Genomic DNA, 20408 nt, shown 5'->3' with positions numbered 1-20408 from the left:
GACCCTTTGCCCGACTAAACCGGAACAAAGTGGTTCATTCTCAGCGATCAATTTGAAGTCGTGCGCGCTCATGCTTGAATGCAAGTTGCGTTTGGCCAACTACTTGAAACAAAATCAAAAAAGTTCAACCGGACAGTACTGGGCGTTCATCATGAATGTCTCTTCAAGAAGATTCGGAATCAGGTCAACATGGCGCGCCGAAGAATCTAGGTCGCCGGGTCAGTTTAATTCGCCGCCGCTGCCGAGGGCGTATCCGCGAACATGCTGTTTAGCCCTTCGGCCGTCGTGGGGTGGGCGAATATGATATCACGCACGGCCGTGTAGGGCAGCTTCGCCACCATCGCCGTTTGCACGACGGCCATCATTTCGCTTCCCTCGGCGCCGAATACGGTAAATCCGAGGATTCGATCATCGGCTCCGATGAGCGCTTTGGCAAATCCTCGCGTTTCGGAGAGAGTGCGCGTGCGCAGGACGCTTTTCATCGGTACCTTGATAAGCCTGTAGGCGACCTTCCTGAAACGTGCCTCGGTTTCGGTCAGGCCGACGTGCGCCAATTCCGGATCGGTAAACAAGCAGTAGGGAATCAACCGGTCGCGGGTCGTACGATTGCCGCCCGCAAGATTGCTGAGAATCACGCGTGCATCGTCCTCGCCCACGTGCGTAAACTGCGGGCTGCCCGCACAATCACCGGCGGCCCACACATCGGGAGCTGTCGTTCGCAGTCGCTCGTCAACGCGGATATAGCCGCGCGGGTCCAGCTCGACGCCGGTCTTCGCCAGATCGAGCTGGTCCGTGTTCGGCGTCCGGCCCGCCGCGACCAGAATATCGGTCGCATCGAGCGACAACTCGCGATCTCCCGCTTTTACTTGCACGGTCACTCGCGCGCCCGACGTGCCTGTCACGTTTTTCACCTGGGCGTTGAGCAAAACTTCGACGCCTTCGTCCCGCATTAGTTCGGCCACCGCATCGGCAACATCGGGATCTTCGCGTTCCAATAGACGAGGTCCGCGCTGCACGATTGTCACGCGGCTACCGAATCGCCGTAGTGTTTGGGCAAACTCCAACCCCACGTACCCGCCCCCGAGCACGATAAGATGCTCGGACAATCTTTCCAGGTTCAGCGCTTCGACGTGCGTCAACGGCTTCGCCTCGGCCAGGCCAGGCACCGGAGGAATGCTGGCTCGGCTGCCCAGCCCGAGAATCACCCGTTCGCCTCGTAGTTGCCGCGTACCGCCATCGTTCAAGGTCACTTCCACAGTTTTTGGCGCGATGAATCGCGCCTGTCCCATGACGAGTTCGGCGCCGGTGGCTCGGAAATTGTCGAGGTGCATCTGGATCAGCCCCTCGATCATTGCTTGTTTGCGACGGACGACCCCCGCCATGTCGGTTTCGATCTGTCCCTTGGTGACACCAAGCCCAGTCTTTGGGTTTACAAGGGAGATTGCCTTGGCGCTATAGATTACGTTCTTGCTGGGAAGACAGGCGACGTTTGGGCACGAACCGCCGATCATGCTGCGTTCGACGACCAGCGTTTTCTGACCCTGCTTGGCCAGGCCCCAACCGACGATTTTGCCGCCGGCGCCGCTGCCGATTACAAGATTCTTGTAATTCTCGACGGACATGGTCATTTCTCCTGGCGTTCAAAGCCCTGTCGCGGCGGTTGCCGTATCGCATTTTATCAGGCATGGCCGCATGAGATGCGGTGAGGCGCACCTATTCAGGGCCCGGCCGCACGAACACGAATCTCCTCACCTAGCAGCCTGTTGAAGAATTCAACGGGCTGCGACATCGCAGGGATGCGATGGCAAAATATCGACGTAAGTCGTTATTTTGCGAGTCGTGCGAAGCTTTGCTTCGCACTTGGCGAGGTTGAAAAAAGCCACGAGGGCTTTTTTCAACAGGCTGCTAGGCGCTGACAAAACCTACCTGGAAAAGGGTGGCGATTTCTCCCGGGTGGGTGGGTAGAATGGCGTCGACGCGCGAATCGGTGCTCGGCCAATGGCCGACGTGAATACCGCCACTTGTGGAGGTACGCTAATGCATCTACGACGAGCATGGTTGTTCGGATGGCTTTGCATCGCGCTGCACGTTTTGAATTCTCTCACGGCGCGCGCGATCACGATCGAAGAATTCGCGGTACCGACAAATAACGCGGGCCTTTCAGGCATCAGCGCCGGCCCGGACGGCAACGTGTGGTTCGTTGAAGGATCAACGGACAAAATCGGCCGCATTACGCCTGCCGGAGTCATCACGGAATTTAATCTGCCTGCCGGTTCGCAACCGCGCGACATCACGACGGGACCCGACGGCAACCTGTGGTTCACCGAATACGGCAGCAACACCATTGGCATGATCACGCCGACTGGCGCGGTCACGCCGTTTGCGATCGGCGACACAACGGGACCGTCGGGGATCGTTTCGGGGCCGGACGGGAACTTATGGTTTACCGAGGCCGATTCCGGCCAAATCGGACGCATCACACCTGCTGGAAACGTCACGCAGTTCAACCTGCAGGCGGGCTCGATGCCTGCAGGGATCACAAACGGTCCGGACGGCAACTTGTGGTTCACCGAGCAAGGGACTGACCGTGTCGGCCGCATCACACCGGCTGGGGCGATTATCGACTTTCCGGTTTCGGCCGGCAGCGGCCCCGCTGGCATTGCTCTTGGTTCCGACAACAACCTTTGGTTTACGGAATTTACGGGCGACCGTGTCGGGCGCATTACCGCGGCCGGCGCCCTGACGGAATTCGGCTTGGGCGCCGTCTCCTCCCCCTTGGGAATTACCTCTGGGCCTGATGGCAACCTGTGGTTTACAGAACAATTCTCCGACAAAGTCGCTCGGATTACGACGGCCGGGGTGATCACCGCAAGCGAGCTGGCGCCAGGTTCCGATCCGGCAGGCATTACGACGGGGCCCGATGGCCACATCTGGTTCACCGAGCCGGGCACCAATCTCATCGCGCGCGTCGTGCCCGAGCCGACCGGGATTCTTCTTATGACTCTTGCCGCCGCGACGCTGCTGCTATCGCGCCGAATCAAGACGTAAACCAGGCGACCGAGTTGCGAGCCGCCGCGCTCACGCATTTCTCACGAATCCCGATTCTACCGGGGATCTGTGAACTTCTTCGCGCGCCGCGCTGTCGTCAACGACAGCGGCCGCGAAACCTGCACGCCCCCACCGATGGCGAGCGATGGTCGGCGATCGCTGGGCTTCCGCGCCGAGCCTGCTTGGGATATTCATTAGATGTCAGTCAATGTGCGAATTCGTGGGGTCGCAGGAGGCCGGATGAACAGGGTCGGTACAGCGGGAAAAGAAGACGGGGCCACGCAGACCCGCGAACGCATCGTGATCCTGATGCTGGCGGCGGTGCAGTTCATCACCATTGTCGACTTCATGGTGATCATGCCGCTCGGCACGCAGTTGATGCGGAACCTCGAAATCGGCCCAGCCCAGTTTGGGCTCGTCGTGTCGAGCTATACGCTGGCCGGCGGGATCGCGGGCCTGGTCGCCTCGTCGCTCATCGACCGCCTGGAACGAAAGTTCGCTTTTCTCGCGATCGACGCCGGCTTTCTCGTCGGCACGCTGCTCTGCGGTCTGGCAACATCGTACTACACCCTTGTTTTCGCACGGCTAGCCACCGGCGCCTTCGGCGGCATCCTCGGCGGCATGGCGATGGCCATCATCGGCGATGTTTTTCCCGAGGAGCGGCGCGGCCGGGCCACCGGTGCGCTCATGTCGGGCTTTGCCTTCGCCTCGGTGGCGGGCGTTCCGTTTGGGCTCTTTCTTGGAACGAAGTTCGGCTGGCACATACCGTTTTTGCTGCTCGCCGCCGTCGGCTTCCCCATCATGCTGGTCGCCGCATGGACCTTGCCGCGCCTCCGCGGGCACCTTACGCCAGACGCGGCCCGCGAGCATCCCTTGGCCGTCGTGGTCGACACTTTCACACAACCGAATCACGTGCGCGCTTTTGCACTTGTAGTATCGCTGATGTTTGCTGGCTTTGTTGTGTTCCCGTACGTCAGCCCTTACCTGGTCAATAACGTCGGTATGTCCGAAGAGCAGTTGCCGCTGGTCTTCATTGCCGGTGGTGTCGTGACATTGTTTTCGGCGCCGTGGATCGGCCGGCTCGCCGATCGGTACGGCAAACTGCGCGTTTTTCGCATCGTGGCGCCGGCTTCTGCCGTGATGACGCTGGCCGTCACGAATATGTCCGGCGTGCCGCCCTGGATCGCTATTGCACTTGTGGCTGGCGTGATGGTCAGCAATTCGGGCCGCATGGTAGCCGCCATGGCGATGATCACCAGCAGTGTCGCGCCCGGTCGGCGCGGCGGTTTCTTAAGCGCGAATTCGTCGGTGCAACATCTGGCGCTGGGCGTCGGTGCGTACGTCGGTGGACTGATCGTGGCCGAGGCCGCCGACGGCACGCTGCAGAACTTTCCCATCCTGGGGTGGTTGTCGGCTGCCGCGACGATCTCGAGCCTGTGGCTGGCCGGGCGCCTGCGCCCGGTCACGGCCGAAACGGAGACCACTCCGACACAAGCCGTGGCTGCGGCGGCCGAAGCCATGTACGACGCGGCCGAACCACTGATGTGAAACGTGTCTGCTTGCAGTAGCGCACGATGAGACGCCCGCATGCTTATTCGCCCGTGGAAAAAGAGCATGGCACCGCGCCGGGTTCGCCATCGCTGCTACCTCCTGGACGCAGTTGGCTTCATAACCCCAACCATTCGATCCCCTTGGCGGTTGCGCGAAAGCGCTTGGCACGAATGCTCGAACCGGGGCCTTCTTCGTAATAAACCACCAGCACCGTGCCGTCTTTCAGGTTCACCATCGACGGATACGCACCGCTCATCGAATCGATACGCACGTTCGGGCTCCAGGTTTTCGTCTGGTCGAGGCTGTAGTGCAGGCTGGTTGCAGGCTGTCGATGGCCAAGCAGAATGATGCCGTCGACCGTGCGATGCAGATAGGGGCAATGCCCTAGGAATCCGATCGGCTTGGCGTGGCTCCAGCTACGGCCATGATCGCGCGAAATGCTGTAGCACATCTGCTGCTCGCCGTCGCCGCGCAGTGCCGCGAATAGGTGACCGTCCTTCAGTTCGATGACATCGGTCTCGGCCGGCAATTTCTGCCCGGCACCGTCGATGCGTGTCGGTTTGAGCCAGGTTTTCGCGCCGTCTTCGCTGATCGTAATGGCACCCCCTGGCATGCCTTGCTCTTGATGATAAAGGCCAAGGATCCATCGCCCGTCGCTCAATTCGCGTACTGGCGAGGAGCAGTAATACTCGCGCCCGGCGATGCCGTGCGGCGGCGTCCAGGTCTTACCACCGTCGCCAGAGAAGATGATGAAACTGCCCAAGCCGTCGTAGGGGACGCCCGGCTGGTTGGGCCTGGCCAGCGAAAAGAAATTGCAAGCCAGCCGCCCGTCGCGCAACTGTGCGATCGACGGATCACGGTCATCGTGATCGCCGTCAAAAAGAATCTGCGGTGGACTCCAGGTTCGGCCTTCGTCGGCGCTTGTGCAGTAGCAGATCCGCCCGCCGCGCGGAAGTTCGGCGCTGGGCAGCGAAACGTGCGCGTAACCGGCGTAAAAGACGCAGAATAGCTGCCCGTCTTGGCGGCGACAAACATCCGGGAACGCTTCGTACCCTCCGGCCCCGGCGTCCTGACATACGTGAATGAACGCTCGATCCGTGTCGGCTGCGTCGGCGCTGCCTGCGGTCAGACCGAGAGCATTAGGCACAACGAGGAGCAGGAGACCAAAAAATCGCTTCCTGTAAATCATGGCAGTCGCTACACACCTTGCTTGCCCCTTGCGTGTAAAGAGTCGACGATGAACGTCCAAATGGACCGATAGATCCGCGTACAGACTTCTAATCGTTTGAATGCGCGCCCCACGTGCCGGAACCGGCAAATCCCATGGCGAGCTGACTGCCCGCTGCGAAGCCCCTACCGCTAGCTCGCTATTGTCGGCAATTGGACCCGAAAATGCGAGGGGCATTTCAGTTTTCAACCCGGCGCAGGACCATGTCGCAGACGGCCCTCCGCACACGCGGGCGACTATTAGTCACCGGCGCAGGCGTTTACACTAGTGACGCGAGATCTGGATTCTTTACCCGCCCGCTCCTGGAGACTTACCGTCATGCAACGCTGCTCGACGATGGCGTGGATATTCACCGCCACTTTTTTGAGCGCTTCCTGTCTGGCCGCGGCCGAAGCCACCTCGGTAACGTATGTCGGCGAAAGCGGGCCCGGCAAGGGCTTGAAGGTGGTGCTCGTCAGCGGCGATGAGGAATACCGGTCGGAAGAGGCGCTGCCGCAATTGGCCAAAATCCTCGCCGAGCGGCAGGGCTTCAACTGCACGGTGCTGTTTGCCATCGACAAAACCGATGGTTCGATCAATCCCAACATCCGCGACAACATACCAGGGCTTGAGGCGCTCGATGACGCGGATCTCCTGGTGTTGTTCACGCGATTCCGCGAACTGCCCGACGACCAGATGAAACACATCGTCGACTACGTCGATTCGGGTCGACCGATCGTGGCCATGCGCACTTCGACGCACGCTTTCGACAACAAGAAAAGTGAAAAGTATTCACGGTATGCCTGGCAAAGCCCGGATTGGGAAGGGGGATTTGGACGCCAGGTCCTCGGCGAGACATGGATCAATCATCACGGCCAGCATGGCAAGCAAAGCACGCGCGGCATCGTTGCCCCAGGCATGAACGAGCATCCGATCTTGCGCGGCATCAAGGACGGAGATATTTGGGGCCCGACGGACGTCTACGGAGTGCGGCTGCCTCTACCCGGCGATAGTCAACCGTTGGTCTTGGGCCAGGTCCTTACCGGAATGCAACCGACCGACGCGCCGGTCGCGGGCAAACAAAACGATCCTATGATGCCCGTGGCCTGGACCAAGACATTTACCGGCGGCGGCGGAAAAAAATCGCGTGTCTTCACGACGACCATGGGCGCCTCGCAGGATTTGGCAAGCGAGGGAACGCGCCGCATGCTGGTGAACGCCTGTCTGTGGGCAGTCGGCCGCGAAGCCGACATTCCTGCCAAATCCGATGTTTCGCTGGTCGGCGATTATCGTCCGCACCCCTTTGGCTTCGGCACAGCGCAGAAAGGCGTGAAGCCGGCCGATCACGCACTTGTTAAATAGCGCACCACTGGGGGCGAAAACGTGTCCGGTGATCTCAAGATTCGTGCCGAGCAGCCCACCGATCATGAGGCGATCAGCACCGTCGTTTCGTTGGCTTTTCAGCGCGAGGACGAGGCACGGCTGATCGCGGAATTGCGCAAGTTGCCAAGCTTTGATCCGGCCCTTTCTCTCGTGGCAATTGCCGGTGGCCAGTTGATCGGCCACATACTGTTTACCGAGATCGTCGTACGGCAACGCGGCGGCACGACTCTGCCCGCCATGGCGCTTGCGCCCGTCGCCGTGCGGCCCGAGCGGCAACGGTCCGGCATCGGATCGCGTTTGGTAACGGAAGGACTCGACGCTTGTCGCCGACGCGGTGACCGGCTGGTGATCGTTGTCGGGCACGCCGAGTACTATCCGCGCTTCGGATTTCGTCCGGCGCGAGACCGCGGCCTGGAAGCGCCGTTTCCTGTGAGCGACGCGTCGTTCATGTTGTGCGAGTTGACCCCGCCCGCAGGGGCCGCGGCGCTCAGCGACATGGTCGAGTATCCAGCGCCGTTTCAGGGCGTTTAGATGCCCCATTTGTGTCCTGGCATCGGCCTTCAGCAAACGCCAGCATTTCACGTCACCGTGCATTCCGCCATTTTTCGCGAGAGCCTTCGTTTCTTTTTTGTAATTTTCCTGGACCGAGAATCCCTAAATATCACCCCAACAAACATCGTGCCATCGGAATACCTTGATGCTTCTTCGACTCCGCTAACCTGTGCGATAGCAAGTCATACAGAGTGCATGGCTAATTAATCGCCACCCGGCTTGACCCCTGCTTGCGCAAGATAGTGAAAATAGAAAGGCGACGAAGCGCAGAAAATACCCCCGAATATTGAGGGTTGATGGCCGACGGCTATGCCTCAATCATCGTTGCAACAAGAATCCGCCAAAGCGGTGGGGTCCCTCGGCCTCCGAATGGTTTTATCGCAGGATTCGACGGACCAACGGTTTTACTTGCTTGCAGGGAGGAACTTTTCATGAAGCGTCTTTTATTGCCGCTTGTTGCGGCACTTCTACTAGCTACGGAGCGCTCGGCCTGGTCGATGACCGAGGATGCCCCGGCCGATGCCAAGCGCGAGGCATTGGTGCGTCTCATGCCGGCCAAGAGCGAGAAGCGACTGCGAGACTACCTGCCGAAAGTCGCCGATCCCGAGGTACAAGCGATCTTCGAGGACCCGCAGTTGATCGTCTACACCGACCGCGAGATGCCCAAGGCCTACCAATTCTGGAACGGCCAGATGCCGGGCGTGCATCGTGCTAGCTACAACATCTCGGCAAACGGCAGCGAACCGTTCGGCAACGGCAATCGCGAGTTCCCCTGGGGCACGCCGGCCGGGACGCATCGCACCAAGAACGTGTGGACCTTCCGCTTCCTGCGCCTGCCGCGAGATGAAGACGGGAAGGTGCATCCGATCGTTTGGTTTCGCAGTCGGCAACAGGGCGACGGACAGAACGGCTACGCCTGGCGCTTCCCGACCGGGGCCGCCGTGGGAGAAGTGCTGATGATGCGTGGCGCGGATGGGCGGGACTATTGCTTTGAAGTGCGCGTACGCTTCCGCGAGGTTGACGATTGGGCCATCGACGTCTTTCGTCCCTTCCCGCGCGCCGAGGACCTGGCCGAGGGCATTAAGGAATTGCGCCCCAACTGGCAAGAGCGGCCGGCGCTGGCGTCGGCCGTGAAGCTGCTGTCAGGGCCGACCGTGCTTCCCGAACGCAAGCTAGCGGATCAGCATCCGCGGAAGACTTTCCAGCAGTCGATGGGTGTCTATGTGTTGCCGTCGCTGGAAGACGACGCGTTGGTTGCAGAGTTGCTCACGAAGACCACTTTCAAGTCGGCGCTGGGCAATCCTTGGGCTGAAGGGGCCAACGGCGCCGTCGCCGCCGCTCCCACGACCGAGGCGGCCTTTCATATCGTGCCAGCCAAGTACGACGCCGGCTTCGTCGAGGTCGATCGGGCTTCGTGCATGCGGTGCCACAAAACCGTGAATCAGCCCGTCGATAAGTTTCAATCTGGTCGCGACTGGTACGGGCGGATCCGCGGTTCGGACGGTATTTTCTCGTTCCATCCGTTCGATCCGAACTCGATCAGCGGTAACGGCTATCCGGTGCCTGTCCGGATGCGTGACGAGCTGGTGTCCGCCGGCGTTATCGAGCGTTACGACGCCAAAAAGCACGACCGACTGCGCTATGCCCAGGTGCCGCAGCTGATCGAATAGTCTGAGCGGAGAGAGCCCCTGATACGATCCTGGGGCTTTTCGAGAGGCTGTGAAATCGTCCCCTGATCCCGCGTTGCGGTGGGCTTCTGCCGGCCGTAACGCGGTTTTTTGTGCGCGTCTGCAATGCCGGCCGATGCTTGCACTCCGTGAGATTGGATTGCCCTTGACCGGCACCTGGCGAACGAGCACCATTCGGCGGCCTGTTGAGTTGGTGCAAGCGACCTACGTTTCATGAACCGTTGGGAGGGTGCATTCATAATGTCGCGACTCGCTTACCTCGCAACCTTCGTCGTATGGTTGGGCCCCATCGAGGCGGGCTCCGGCGCGCCGCCGCAGGAGTATCGCTTTACCTATCGGCCGCTAGCCGTGGGGGACGCGGCCCACGAAACGTTGCGCTTTACCATCGACTTGAAGACCGTCCGTTCGCAGGGCGGGGAGGTCGTCGACGTGAACGATCAGGCGGCGGTGCGCGAGGAGCAATCGCTGGTCGTGCGGCTCGATCCCGATCCGGGGCAGTCGGCCAAGGTGCGACTGACGTATGAACAATCGCAGCAAAGCACCCAGCCACGCTCGGGCACAGTGCAATCATCCGATAGGCCCGTAGCAGGCAAGACGTATCTTGCCGCGCGGCAGGGGGAGGATCTGCTCATCGCCGATGAACGCGGCCTGGCACCGCCGGACGAGGAACGAGAGATCGTTGCCCGCACGCTCGAAAGTCTTGGCAAGCCGAATCCGCTGGGTGTCTTCTTTAATGGCCGCAGCATGCGCGTCGGCGAGCGCGTGCAGTTACCCGCGGACTACACGCAGAAGCTGCTGGCGGCCTGGGATCCGGCGTTTTCGAAAGAGCCCTTGGAAGTCATGTTGATGGGAACCGAGCGCGTCGATGGTCAGTTGTGCGCTCTCTTGCACACACCTCCCGCAGCCGCGGGCGGACGTCGTAATCCCGTGGAAGGGAAGTTCCTCATTGAACTGGCCACTTGCCGGCCGGCCGTGGTGGAACTGCGCGGTCCGGTCAACTCGAGCGAGCAGCGGGGTGAGCCAGGCCAAGAATTCGACGTGCGCCGCAAAGGCAAGCTGCAGGTTGCCGTACACGTCGAGCACCGCCGCGCGGCGCGGTAGCTCGCTCCAGGCGACCGTCGAGGAATCGCGTTGCAGAATGGCCGGCCCCGGGGTAGCCTGAACGGGCGAACCGCTGCCCGAAATCCGCCCGCCCGACCATTGCCTGCCGTCCCAGCCGAGCCTGCCCATGCGGCCGACACCGCATTCCAATTCGCACGGCCATGCCTTCACGAGCTTCAATGCGCGCCAGCGCGAAGGCGTCGTGGTGTGGGATCGGCGCGGCGTGCTCAAGGCGTCGTTGGCTGGCCTTGCCGGCCTGAGCTTGCCGGGCCTGCTGCGATCGCGGAGCGCCGCGGGCAGCGAGCGTTCGAGCAATCGCAAGAGCGTCATCTTGCTGTGGATGACCGGCGGCCCGAGCCACATCGACACGTGGGATCCCAAGCCCGATGCGCCGCGCGAAATTCGCGGCCCCTTTGCGACCATTCCCACGGCTCTTCCCGGTGTTCGACTGTGCGAGCATTTGCCCAAGCAAGCCGCCATGCTCGACCGGATGACAATCATCCGCTCGGTCGATGCGCGATTCTCGAATCATGAACCCAATATGGTCATGCAATCGGGCAACTCGGAAGCCGAGCCCCGTTTGAATCGTGAAGGAAGCATGTATCCGGCGATCGGGTCGCTGGTGGCAAAATTTCGCGGGCCGAACGACCCGGCGCTGCCGCCGTATGTGTCGCTAAATCTGAAGGATCGCGATCACCTGGCTTTTGGTGGTTATCTCGGCAAGCAATACGATCCCTTCGTGGCCACCAATGTCGGCAACCTCTTCAAGCTGCCGGGCGGACTTGACCTCAACCGACTTGGATCGCGACAGGAGTTGCGCGGACAGCTCGATCGGCTGCGCAGGAATCTCGACCTGTCCGGCTCGATGCAAGCGCTCGATCGCTTTTCCCAGCAAGCCGTCGACATCGTCGCGGGCGATCGCGCCCAGGCGGTATTCGATTTGTCGCGCGAGCCGCAAGAGAATCGCGATCGATACGGCGAGCATCCTTGGTGTCAGCAAGCTTTGCTCGCGCGGCGCCTGGTCGAGGCGGGCGTGAATTTCGTCACCATTGATCTGAGCAATCACAGTTCGTCGGGCACGTGGGACACCCACGGCGACAATATTCCGCCGTATGGCGGCATCATGAGTGGTCTCCGCCCGCTACTGCCTGTCTTCGATCATCTGCTGACCACACTGGTGGCTGATCTCGGCGAGCGGGGGCTGCTCGATGACGTGCTGGTGCTGGCGATGGGAGAATTCGGCCGCACACCGCAGATCGGCACGCAAGACAGTACCGACGGCCGCAACCATTGGCCACCCGTCATGTCCATGACTGTCGCCGGTGGCGGATTCCGACATGGCCAGATTATCGGCGCCAGTGAACACGATGCCGGTCAGATTCGCGAGCGGCCGGTCACGCCAGGCGATATCGCCGCCACGATCTTTCATCACATGGGCGTTCCGCTCGATGGCACGTATCTCGACCTGCGAGGGCGGCCGCGCCCGATCGTCGAAGACGGCCGCCCCATAGCCGAGTTAATCTGAGAAAAGAAGGCCGCGTTCTGAAGCGAGTGCTCAGCCCCCCATTTCGTCACAGCGCCGTGCCGCCGGCCGAGAGGATGGCTGGGGTAGTGGACGAACTGCCGAGCGGCTATACTTTCCTTCCCGCGGGCTTGCGGTTCGACCAGGCCAGCCGTGTCGGATCGAAGCTTTGGCATGTCGTTAAACGCATTTTTCGCTTCAACTGAATGTTGTTCAGATGGTTGCGATTACGGGGCGTAGCTCAGCCTGGCTAGAGCGCAGCGTTCGGGACGCTGAGGTCGCAGGTTCAAATCCTGTCGCCCCGACTATTCGTAAATCCCGCCGAAACAAGCATTTCTGTTACCTGCCGGCGGTCGGCAGTGCGGCTCATTCCAAGGGGAATAAAACGGTAAATACCGTTTTATTCCCCGACCTCGGAAGGAGATCGCACGATAATGCCACGAAAAGCAGGAACCTCGATTCCTAAGTACCGTCGCCATAAAGCGAGCGGTCAGGCCGTCGTCACGATCGCTGGACGCGATCACTATTTGGGCCCGCACGGCGGCAAGACGAGTGTCCGAGAGTATGACCGTCTTGTCGGCGAATGGCTGGCCGGCGGCCGTGTGCTAGTTGCACAGGTTGAGCGACACGGCATGACGATCGCTGAACTTTGCCGCGCGTACAAAGCGTTCGCCGAGCGCTACTACCGCAAGGAAGGACGCCCGACGCCGACGGTGGATAGCATTCGAGTCTCGTTGCGCACCCTGCGGCAGATGTATGGCGATACACTGGCCGCGGAATTCGGACCGCTTAGCCTCGCCGCAGTCCGCCAGCGGTTTATCGACAATGGTGCCTGCCGGCGGTATGCCAACGGTCATGCTTCGCGCATCCGCAGGGCGTTCCGGTGGGCATCGACTCAAGAGCTTCTGCCGATCTCGACGTATCAGGCGCTAGCCGCGCTTCCCGGATTGCAACGCGGGCGCTGCGAAGCACGCGAGGCGCAGCCGATTGGGCCGGTTGACGACGCCACTGTCGACGCGACCATTCCGCATTTGCCCCATACTGTTGCCGCGATGGTGCGCCTGCAACGGCTCACAGGCATGCGCCCCGCCGAGGTTTGCATTCTGCGGCCATGCGATCTCGACCGCAGCGGTGAGGTATCCCTCGCGCCTCGCATTCGCGAGGCGGTTCTCATGCCAGTCGATGTCGGCTTGGTTGAAAGCTCGGTTCAGGCGGCCTCTGCACAGGGAGTTTAGCGTGCAACTGCCGACTAGCATTCCCCTTACGCGCGCCCATTCTGGATCGCGAATGGGTATGAGACCGAGCGCCTCGCATCGACCCGATCGGGTGCGGCGATTTCTTTTCAACTAGGTGAGGCGTAAGAGGGGGGAACGGCGCATTGTCTAGAGGCTGCCAGTGCGTGTTAGTCGCAGGGAGCTGATACGGATGACAACGACATTCAAGCTTAGAGCAATATTGTGCCCATCGATCGTTGCTCCTTTGCCTTTGACTCTAACTCCGAGGAGGAGTGCCATGATTCGCTATTTATTTGCGGCGGTGATGTTGATCTCTACCCCAGCCAGCGCGTCGTTGTTTTCGATCACCGCGGCGAGCCCGACAGACATTGATCTGGACGGCGATGGTTTTACCGACTTCCGCTTTGTTGCGGAATCCAACCCCGCGCTCGGGAATTATTTTCGCGTCGAGTCCCCCCTATATCTACCAACACCCATCACCCCGGGCGGATTCCCGCCCCAGCCGATAATCCCGCTACCGACCGATGCCAACTTTCCGGTGGGCGCGTTCGACCTCGATACGACCTACACCTACAACACGCTGGGCGTGACATTGGGCGACGACACCCGGGTCCAAGCGTTTGATCAGGGCGTGACGCTCTCGGCTGATGTGAATACCGCTGGCGCCTTCGCAGACGCCGGCGTCCCGAGCCTCACGTCAGCGCAGGACTTCGTCGCCGCGGGCAATATGACGGGTGATTTTGGAGGGAACGGCGGGCTGATTATTCCGTCCGATTTCAGTTCTGCTGACCATTATTTTGCAGGCGCTTTCTTCGCACGACTCGACAACAGTAGCGGCCCAACCATTGAGATGGTCGTCTTTAATGTGAGCTTCAGCCCCTCCGGCGACCAGATGAACATCAACGGTATCAGCACATTGGCTGGCACCACAATCACCATACCTGAACCATCCACGCTCGTGCTACTGGCCGTCGGGTTGGCCAGCTTGATTGGCTGGCGCCGACGGTACCCTGAGCGATCAGTCCCAACTTTACTCAACGGATGGTGAAAGCCGTGGTTAGGGCTCCGGGCACCCGATTCGTCGGCACCGATCCGGTTTTATGAACTCTTCGAGCAACCGGGGTCTTGTCAGCGTCGGCGGCGAGTGGAGTTGAGCAATCCAAATCGATATTATGGCCAGGTGATGACCGACATCACCCATATCCTGTCCGCTGTTGAGCAAGGCGACCCGCACGCGGCCGACGAGCTGTTGCCGCTGGTCTATGGCGAACTGCGCCGATTGGCTGCCCAAAAACTGGCGCAAGAAAAACCTGGCCAAACGCTGGCTGCCACTGCCCTGGTGCATGAGGCGTATCTGCGACTCGTTCCAAGGGAGTTGGCCGCACGATCAACCAATGGAAAGCATTGGGATGGTCGTGGCCATTTCTTCGCCGCCGCAGCCGAGGCCATGCGACGCATCCTGGTCGAACAAGCACGGCGCAAAGCGCGGCAAAAACGTGGCGGTGGCATGGCGCGCGTCGTTTTGGCCGACGTCGCAGTGGAACGAGCTGAAACAGACGCCAATCTGCTGGCTTTGGACGAGGCATTGACAAGCCTCGCCGCCAATCATCCAGAGAAAGCGGCCTTAGTGAAGCTGCGGTATTTTGCCGGATTGACTATGGATCAGGCAGCTTCGGCACTTGGCGTCTCGCCAGCCACCGCAGATCGGCATTGGGCTTACGCCCGTGCCTGGCTGCATCGCGAAATGGCTAAGACACTCGACACTTAAGGTGCGCTGGAGACCGTCTCGAAATCCTCTTGGATGCCCTGAGGCCTTGAAGCCGGAAACAGCGCATTGTCAATAGAGTTGTATCCACTCCACCGGAATCTGGTGTCACGATGGCAGACGAAGAAGCCGTTTTCCTGGAGGCGATCAAGCGGACCTCGCCGGCTTCCCGCGCCGCATTCCTGAACGAAGCTTGTGTCGGCGACGATGCCCTGCGCCACAGCATCGAGCAGCTATTGGCGGCTCATGATAAATCGAGCGGCCCGCTAGATCGTGAACTTCCAGGATTCAGCCCCACGCGGCACCACGCGGGCTCCGGGTCGGCCGGGTTGCAAATCGGCCCATACAAGTTGCTGGAGCAGATCGGCGAAGGAGGCATGGGCGTGGTCTACACGGCCGATCAGCAATTTCCGGTTCGCCGACGCGTCGCGCTGAAGATCATCAAGCCGGGCATGAACACGCGACAGGTGATTGCACGATTCGAGGCGGAACGTCAGGCGCTGGCGCTAATGGATCATCCCAACATTGCCAAAGTGCTCGACGGTGGCGTCACGGACGAAGGACGCCCTTTTTTTGTGATGGAATACGTCAAAGGCGTCCCAATAACCGAGTTCTGCGACCAGGCCAAGCTCACTGTCGAGCAACGGCTCATGCTGTTTGTACAAGTCTGCCAGGCAGTGCAACACGCCCATCAAAAGGGCATCATCCATCGCGATCTGAAGCCATCGAACATTCTTGTCTGCTTGTATGACGGTCAGCCGGTACCCAAAGTCATCGACTTTGGCTTGGCTAAGGCGATGCATCAACCGCTCACTGAACGCACGCTGTTCACCGCACATGGACTCATGGTGGGTACACCTCTGTACATGAGTCCTGAGCAAGCGGAGTTCAACAACCTCGACATTGATACACGCACTGATGTGTATTCACTGGGTGTGATTCTGTACGAACTGCTGACCGGCACGACGCCGCTCGACCGGCAGCGGTTCAAGGAAGCAGCCTGGGGAGAAATGCTGCGACTCATCAAAGAGGAAGAGCCGACGAAGCCGAGCACTAAGATCAGCGGCAGTCGTTCCTTGCCGACGATTGCCGCCCAGCGGAACCTGGAACCGGCACAGCTCAGTCGGATGGTGCGGGGCGATCTGGACTGGATCGTAATGAAGTCGCTAGAGAAGGAGCGATCCCGACGTTATGAGACGGCCAACGGTCTGGCTCGCGATATTGAGCGTTATCTGCACGATGAGCCAATCGAGGCGCGACCGCCGTCAACCGGGTATCGGTTCCGTAAGTTCGCGCGCCGAAATCGAGTTGCACTAACCACCGCGACGATCGTTTCGGTGGCGCTCGTAGGCGGGATCGTTGCCAGCGCGTGGCAAGCCATTCGCGCCACGCAGGCCGAGCGCATGGCCGAGACGGCCCGTGCCGATGAGGCAAGCCAGCGACGGATTGCCGAGGAGCAGCGTGCAGAAGCAGAGAAGCAACGTATCGCAGCTCAAGAGAATTTCGAGAAGGCCCGCCAGGCAGTGGATCAGTACTTTACGATGGTGAGCCGCAATCCGATGCTCAATTCGCCGGGGTTGGAAACCCTACGGACCGAGCTTCTGGAAACGGCACTCTCCTACTATCAAGATTTTCTTCGGCAGCACGGCAATGATCCTGAGCTTTTGGCTGATGTCGCTGCAGCTAACGTCCGTGTCGCACAGATTGTGTATCTGGCCGGGGGAAGTTCCGATCGTTGGTTTCCGCCGATGCGAGACGGGGTCGATGCGATTGAACGCCTTATTGCGCAAGGACGCGACACACGCGCCGTCCAACAACGGCTGACGCGGATCTGGCTGGGCGGCTTCTCCGAAGTTGACGGCGGAGGGGCCGTCAACTTTCAGGAGGTCATTCGCTACTTGAAGAAAGTAGCGCAGATCTACGATAAGTTTGCTCACGACAACCCGGACATCAAAGATTTTCCTAATGAAATCGCCGGTGCAAGTCTGTATCTCGCGAACACGTTGACCGGCGAAGAGCAGGAGTTTTGGAGCAACAAGGCGATCGGTTGCTGGGAAAGGCTAGTGCGTGATGATCCAAGCGTTGCCAGCTACAGGCTCGATTTATCGCGTGCATACGAGCAACAGGCACGGTGGTTGCGGCAGAGGGGGCGCGGTGAGGAAGCCGACGCGGCCAATCAGCAATCCCTTGCGCTTGGCCACGAGCTCGTGCGCGACTTCCCTGAGCAGGGCCATCTCAACGCCTGGCTGGCTGCCAGCTATCTCACATTGGCCGAAACTCAGATTTCGCGCAACGAGCCCGGTGACGCCGAAAAGGCCCTCCGCCAGGTAATCGAGATTCTGCAGAAGCTGGGCGCTCAATTCCCCACGATTCACAGTTACCAGTACGATCTCGCAAAAGGTTACCAGGGGCTCGGACGCGTGCTCCAAAAGCTCGAACGACCTCAAGATGCCGAAGCGGCGTACCGCCGGTCTCTGGAAATCGTCAGCCGACTGGCCGCGAATTTCCCTGGGGTTGAAACGTACGCGCGTCTCTTTTTCCAGTCCGTCAGTGAGCTGGCCCAGTTACTGGACGGTCTTGGCCGCTCAGGCGAGAGCGAGACGGTAATTGTTGATTACCTGGCTGACTTGGAGCGTTCGACCCCGCAAGACTCACCATCTCGTCGACAAGGAGTCTCGACCAATACCCTGCAATTTGCACGTCTCTTGGCGGCAAGTGGTCGAAGCGGTGACGCGGAAGCCGCTGCTCGAAAGGCGCTAGAGCTGCGAGAGAAGCTAGTCGCGGAATTCCCGGACATTGCCGACTACCAATCAGACCTGGCACAGAGTCTCGACGACTTCGGCGTTTTCGTGGCACAGGATGCGGCCGCGGCCGAAAACGCATTTCATCGAGCGATTGCAATCAACCAGAAGCTGGTCGCCAGCTTTCCGGCTGCGTACGAGCACCGTGTGCATCTGGGCCATGCATATTGGCACCTGGCAAACCGGGCATTCGCGGATGGTCGGCACGAAGAGGCGGAGCAACTTCATCGCAGCGCATTGAATCTGTTTGAGAAACTGGCCATCGATGCACCCGGAGTACCGTTCTACCGACTGGAACATGGTTTCAGCTATCTAGAATTGGGACGGCTGATGAAGAATACCGGTCGCCCACGGGACGCTGAGGACCTATTCCGACGCGCCGTGTCGATTAATGAAGAACTGATGGTTGACGTTCCCAGTGACACGGGACTGGCAGCTCGGGTCAGCGAAAGCTATGTCGAGTTGGCCGACGCTCTGATTCGTCAAGGCAAGCGCGCCGACGCTGAACAACCATGGAGAAAGGTGTTGTCGATGTGGGAAGGAAAACCCAACGCAACGCTTCCCCTTGCCGCAATCGAATCCGCGCTCGTAAACGTCGCCCGTGTTGTTGCCGCCGACGACCCAGGCGAGGCTGAGCGATTGTACCGCCGCGCCATCGAAATCGGACCGAACGCGGTGGCTTCACGTGCAAGCTTGATTCAAGTGTATATTCAACAGGACAAGTTGCCAGAGGCGCTCGCGGAGGCCCAGATCGTGGCACGTTTGGCGCCTGACCAGACCGACGCGTATCAACTCGCTCTGCTCTTCCTCGCAGCCGGGCAGATCAACGATTACCGCAAGTATTGCGACGAGTTGGTGAGCAACAACAAGCAGGCCGAGAACGCCGACGTTGCCCTCAAATTGGGGATCTGCTGCAAGCTCGCATCGGACGCAGTAGCCGACTACACTCCGATCTTGAATCTCACTGACTGGGCCGTTAGGCAGCAGCCCCAAAGCCGGCTCTACCGCGGCGTTCATGCGCATCTTCTCTATCGGAGTGGTCAGTTGGCCACGGCCGCCGAGCAGCTGGAGGGGCTGATTCAGTCGGACGACTCTAGAAGCCTCCATCGTCCGTTCAATCAGCTCTTCCTGGCGATGGCTCGCTGCCGCCTCGGATTCACAGCCGAAGCTGCAAAGCTCTTTGACGAGGCTGTCGAGTGGATCGACAAGAATGGTCAAAAGGAATTGGCAGAGGGATCAGTTTTGTCCAAACCCCTTCCCTGGACGATGCAACAAGAGTTGGCACTTCTTCGCAAGGAAGCTGGAGTGTGCCTTTCAGTCGCTCCAAAAGATGGTGCCACGAATGCGAGAAAATGAGTCCGGGCCGCAAGGATCAATTGGTCCAGCCCCCGAACGGATCTCCACTGCCATAGACAAGGTCCGAACTGACCTCCCGAAGGAATTGTCCGGTAAACGTGTCTTTTTCAGTGAGAATCATGAGCGGCTTATGCCGTAATAGGGGTGGAGGGATCCGCCAATTCGTTTGCCCTAGCGGATTAAGCCATCCGACCAATCCTTCAGGCCCACCATAAAAAGTTCAATAGCCGTCCTGTCGCCCCGATCTTTGCTGCCCCGGCGGCCGGATTAATCCGGCCGCCGGGGCCTTCTCGTTACAGCACACCTGACTTACAACACGTTGACGACCCGATCCGTCAGGCCCTTCTCGCCCAACACGATGTTGAGCTTGCTCGTGGCCGCGATCTTCTCCAAGATCTCCAGCTCGCGCAGGCGCATCAAGGTCGGGTTATCCGCCAGCGGCTTGGCGGTGTTGGCCTGGCTGCGCATGGAGGCCGTCTCCTCGCGGCGCGCGATGAGGTTGGCCAGTCGCTCCTGCGACCAGAGGTCGAATGGCCTTCTTGGCCTCCGTGACCTTGTTCATCAGGTCCTTCATCTCGCCCGGCAGGATGACGTCACGGATACCGATGGCCACAAGCTCCAGGCCTAGCGACTTGGCGCGCGGGCGGATCGAATCCGATAGCTCGCGAGCCACACCTTCCTTATCCGTCAAGAACGTATCGAGCTCGCGGGCACCCACCACGGCGCGCAGCGCAAGCTGCGCATCGCGATACAGTGCCTGACGCACGTCCTCAGCGACGCTCACCGTCTGCCGCGGATCAATGACGCCGTACGTGACCACGGCATTCATGCGCAGCGTGACCTTGTCGGCCGTCATGATGTCCTGGCCGGCCACGTCGAACACGCAAGCGCGCATGTCCTGCTGGACGAACGTGACCTGGGCCATGTTCTTCCAGAAAGCGTAGCGGCCCGGCGGCAGCGTCTCGGCGTACTCGCCGTCGATGAACAGGACGCCCACGTGGTGTGCCTGCATCGTCGCCAATTCGAGCACGCGCTCGACCAGCGGCGACTGCACGATGACCTTCAGGTCCGGGTGCTCGAAACGCACACGCCGCGCATCGACCACCTCGACCTTCACTTCGCGCAACGCCGTCCAGTATCGATCGGCTTGAAAGCCGGCTCGATTTCATGGTCGATGAAATGTCGAGCGCTGCGTCGTG

General features: G+C 60.3%; 15 protein-coding genes and 1 tRNA gene. 12 read left to right on the top strand and 4 right to left on the bottom strand.

The genetic code is table 11. From position 1 onward, the window contains the following. Positions 1 to 224 precede the first annotated feature (224 nt). Positions 225 to 1622, bottom strand: coding sequence for an FAD-dependent oxidoreductase (locus VHD36_22510; protein HVU90121.1), 1398 nt, complete (start codon positions 1620 to 1622; stop codon positions 225 to 227). A 415-nt stretch (positions 1623 to 2037) separates the two neighbouring features. Here VHD36_22510 and VHD36_22505 point away from each other — a divergent pair, with 415 nt between their 5' ends. Both VHD36_22505 and VHD36_22500 read left to right on the top strand, forming a co-directional pair. Further along, positions 2038 to 3048 carry a PEP-CTERM sorting domain-containing protein gene (locus tag VHD36_22505; GenBank protein ID HVU90120.1) on the top strand — a complete coding sequence of 337 codons (1011 nt, stop codon included), beginning with the start codon at positions 2038 to 2040 and terminating at the stop codon, positions 3046 to 3048. Between the two features lie 240 nt (positions 3049 to 3288). Beyond that, the gene (locus tag VHD36_22500) at positions 3289 to 4596 is read left to right on the top strand and encodes an MFS transporter (protein ID HVU90119.1); all 1308 of its coding nucleotides are present in this window, start codon (positions 3289 to 3291) and stop codon (positions 4594 to 4596) included. Positions 4597 to 4714: 118 nt separating this feature from the next. On the opposite strand, the gene VHD36_22495 is transcribed toward VHD36_22500, so the two are convergent. Further along, entirely contained in the window at positions 4715 to 5746 is a 1032-nt protein-coding gene (locus VHD36_22495; GenBank protein HVU90118.1) for a sialidase family protein, read from the bottom strand. A gap of 399 nt (positions 5747 to 6145) precedes the next feature. Here VHD36_22495 and VHD36_22490 point away from each other — a divergent pair, with 399 nt between their 5' ends. From VHD36_22490 to VHD36_22445, 10 genes are all read left to right on the top strand, one after another. Then, positions 6146 to 7168, top strand: coding sequence for a ThuA domain-containing protein (locus tag VHD36_22490; GenBank protein HVU90117.1), 1023 nt, complete (start codon positions 6146 to 6148; stop codon positions 7166 to 7168). Between the two features lie 21 nt (positions 7169 to 7189). Continuing rightward, the gene (locus VHD36_22485) at positions 7190 to 7720 is read left to right on the top strand and encodes an N-acetyltransferase (protein HVU90116.1); all 531 of its coding nucleotides are present in this window, start codon (positions 7190 to 7192) and stop codon (positions 7718 to 7720) included. 452 nt (positions 7721 to 8172) lie between these two features. Further along, positions 8173 to 9411, top strand: a complete 1239-nt coding sequence (locus VHD36_22480) for a hypothetical protein (protein ID HVU90115.1) — start codon at positions 8173 to 8175, stop codon at positions 9409 to 9411. Positions 9412 to 9669: 258 nt separating this feature from the next. Beyond that, positions 9670 to 10530, top strand: a complete 861-nt coding sequence (locus VHD36_22475) for a hypothetical protein (protein ID HVU90114.1) — start codon at positions 9670 to 9672, stop codon at positions 10528 to 10530. Between the two features lie 127 nt (positions 10531 to 10657). Further along, positions 10658 to 12055 carry a DUF1501 domain-containing protein gene (locus VHD36_22470; protein HVU90113.1) on the top strand — a complete coding sequence of 466 codons (1398 nt, stop codon included), beginning with the start codon at positions 10658 to 10660 and terminating at the stop codon, positions 12053 to 12055. A gap of 227 nt (positions 12056 to 12282) precedes the next feature. Further along, positions 12283 to 12357 (top strand) — tRNA-Pro (locus VHD36_22465). Positions 12358 to 12579: 222 nt separating this feature from the next. Further along, complete coding sequence (locus VHD36_22460; protein ID HVU90112.1) at positions 12580 to 13287, top strand: hypothetical protein; 708 nt, start codon at positions 12580 to 12582, stop codon at positions 13285 to 13287. Positions 13288 to 13564: 277 nt separating this feature from the next. Next, positions 13565 to 14335 (top strand): PEP-CTERM sorting domain-containing protein, encoded by a 771-nt coding sequence (locus VHD36_22455; protein HVU90111.1) that lies wholly within the window; start codon positions 13565 to 13567, stop codon positions 14333 to 14335. A gap of 135 nt (positions 14336 to 14470) precedes the next feature. Continuing rightward, positions 14471 to 15055 carry a sigma-70 family RNA polymerase sigma factor gene (locus tag VHD36_22450; protein ID HVU90110.1) on the top strand — a complete coding sequence of 195 codons (585 nt, stop codon included), beginning with the start codon at positions 14471 to 14473 and terminating at the stop codon, positions 15053 to 15055. A gap of 110 nt (positions 15056 to 15165) precedes the next feature. Continuing rightward, positions 15166 to 19209, top strand: a complete 4044-nt coding sequence (locus VHD36_22445; protein HVU90109.1) for a protein kinase — start codon at positions 15166 to 15168, stop codon at positions 19207 to 19209. 309 nt (positions 19210 to 19518) lie between these two features. On the opposite strand, the gene VHD36_22440 is transcribed toward VHD36_22445, so the two are convergent. Further along, entirely contained in the window at positions 19519 to 19677 is a 159-nt protein-coding gene (locus tag VHD36_22440) for a hypothetical protein (GenBank protein ID HVU90108.1), read from the bottom strand. Then, entirely contained in the window at positions 19637 to 20326 is a 690-nt protein-coding gene (locus VHD36_22435) for a slipin family protein (protein ID HVU90107.1), read from the bottom strand. Before VHD36_22435 ends, VHD36_22440 begins: the two co-directional genes overlap by 41 nt. Positions 20327 to 20408: the final 82 nt, after the last annotated feature.

Source organism: Pirellulales bacterium, assembly GCA_035546535.1.
Taxonomy (GTDB): Bacteria; Planctomycetota; Planctomycetia; order Pirellulales; family JACPPG01; genus JACPPG01.
The sequence above is the reverse complement of the archived record's forward strand: the minus strand, read 5'-3'. Positions and strand labels throughout refer to the sequence as shown.

Bases quoted from the DNA above. Each gene is read 5' to 3' on its own strand.
- VHD36_22500 (HVU90119.1), top strand. From the start codon at position 3,289: ATGAACAGGGTCGGTACAGCGGGAAAAGAAGACGGGGCCACGCAGACC.
- VHD36_22510 (HVU90121.1), bottom strand. From the start codon at position 1,622: ATGTCCGTCGAGAATTACAAGAATCTTGTAATCGGCAGCGGCGCCGGC.
- VHD36_22455 (HVU90111.1), top strand. From the start codon at position 13,565: ATGATTCGCTATTTATTTGCGGCGGTGATGTTGATCTCTACCCCAGCC.
- VHD36_22445 (HVU90109.1), top strand. From the start codon at position 15,166: ATGGCAGACGAAGAAGCCGTTTTCCTGGAGGCGATCAAGCGGACCTCG.
- VHD36_22470 (HVU90113.1), top strand. From the start codon at position 10,658: ATGCGGCCGACACCGCATTCCAATTCGCACGGCCATGCCTTCACGAGC.
- VHD36_22450 (HVU90110.1), top strand. From the start codon at position 14,471: ATGACCGACATCACCCATATCCTGTCCGCTGTTGAGCAAGGCGACCCG.
- VHD36_22490 (HVU90117.1), top strand. From the start codon at position 6,146: ATGCAACGCTGCTCGACGATGGCGTGGATATTCACCGCCACTTTTTTG.
- VHD36_22440 (HVU90108.1), bottom strand. From the start codon at position 19,677: ATGCGCAGCCAGGCCAACACCGCCAAGCCGCTGGCGGATAACCCGACC.
- VHD36_22480 (HVU90115.1), top strand. From the start codon at position 8,173: ATGAAGCGTCTTTTATTGCCGCTTGTTGCGGCACTTCTACTAGCTACG.
- VHD36_22475 (HVU90114.1), top strand. From the start codon at position 9,670: ATGTCGCGACTCGCTTACCTCGCAACCTTCGTCGTATGGTTGGGCCCC.
- VHD36_22505 (HVU90120.1), top strand. From the start codon at position 2,038: ATGCATCTACGACGAGCATGGTTGTTCGGATGGCTTTGCATCGCGCTG.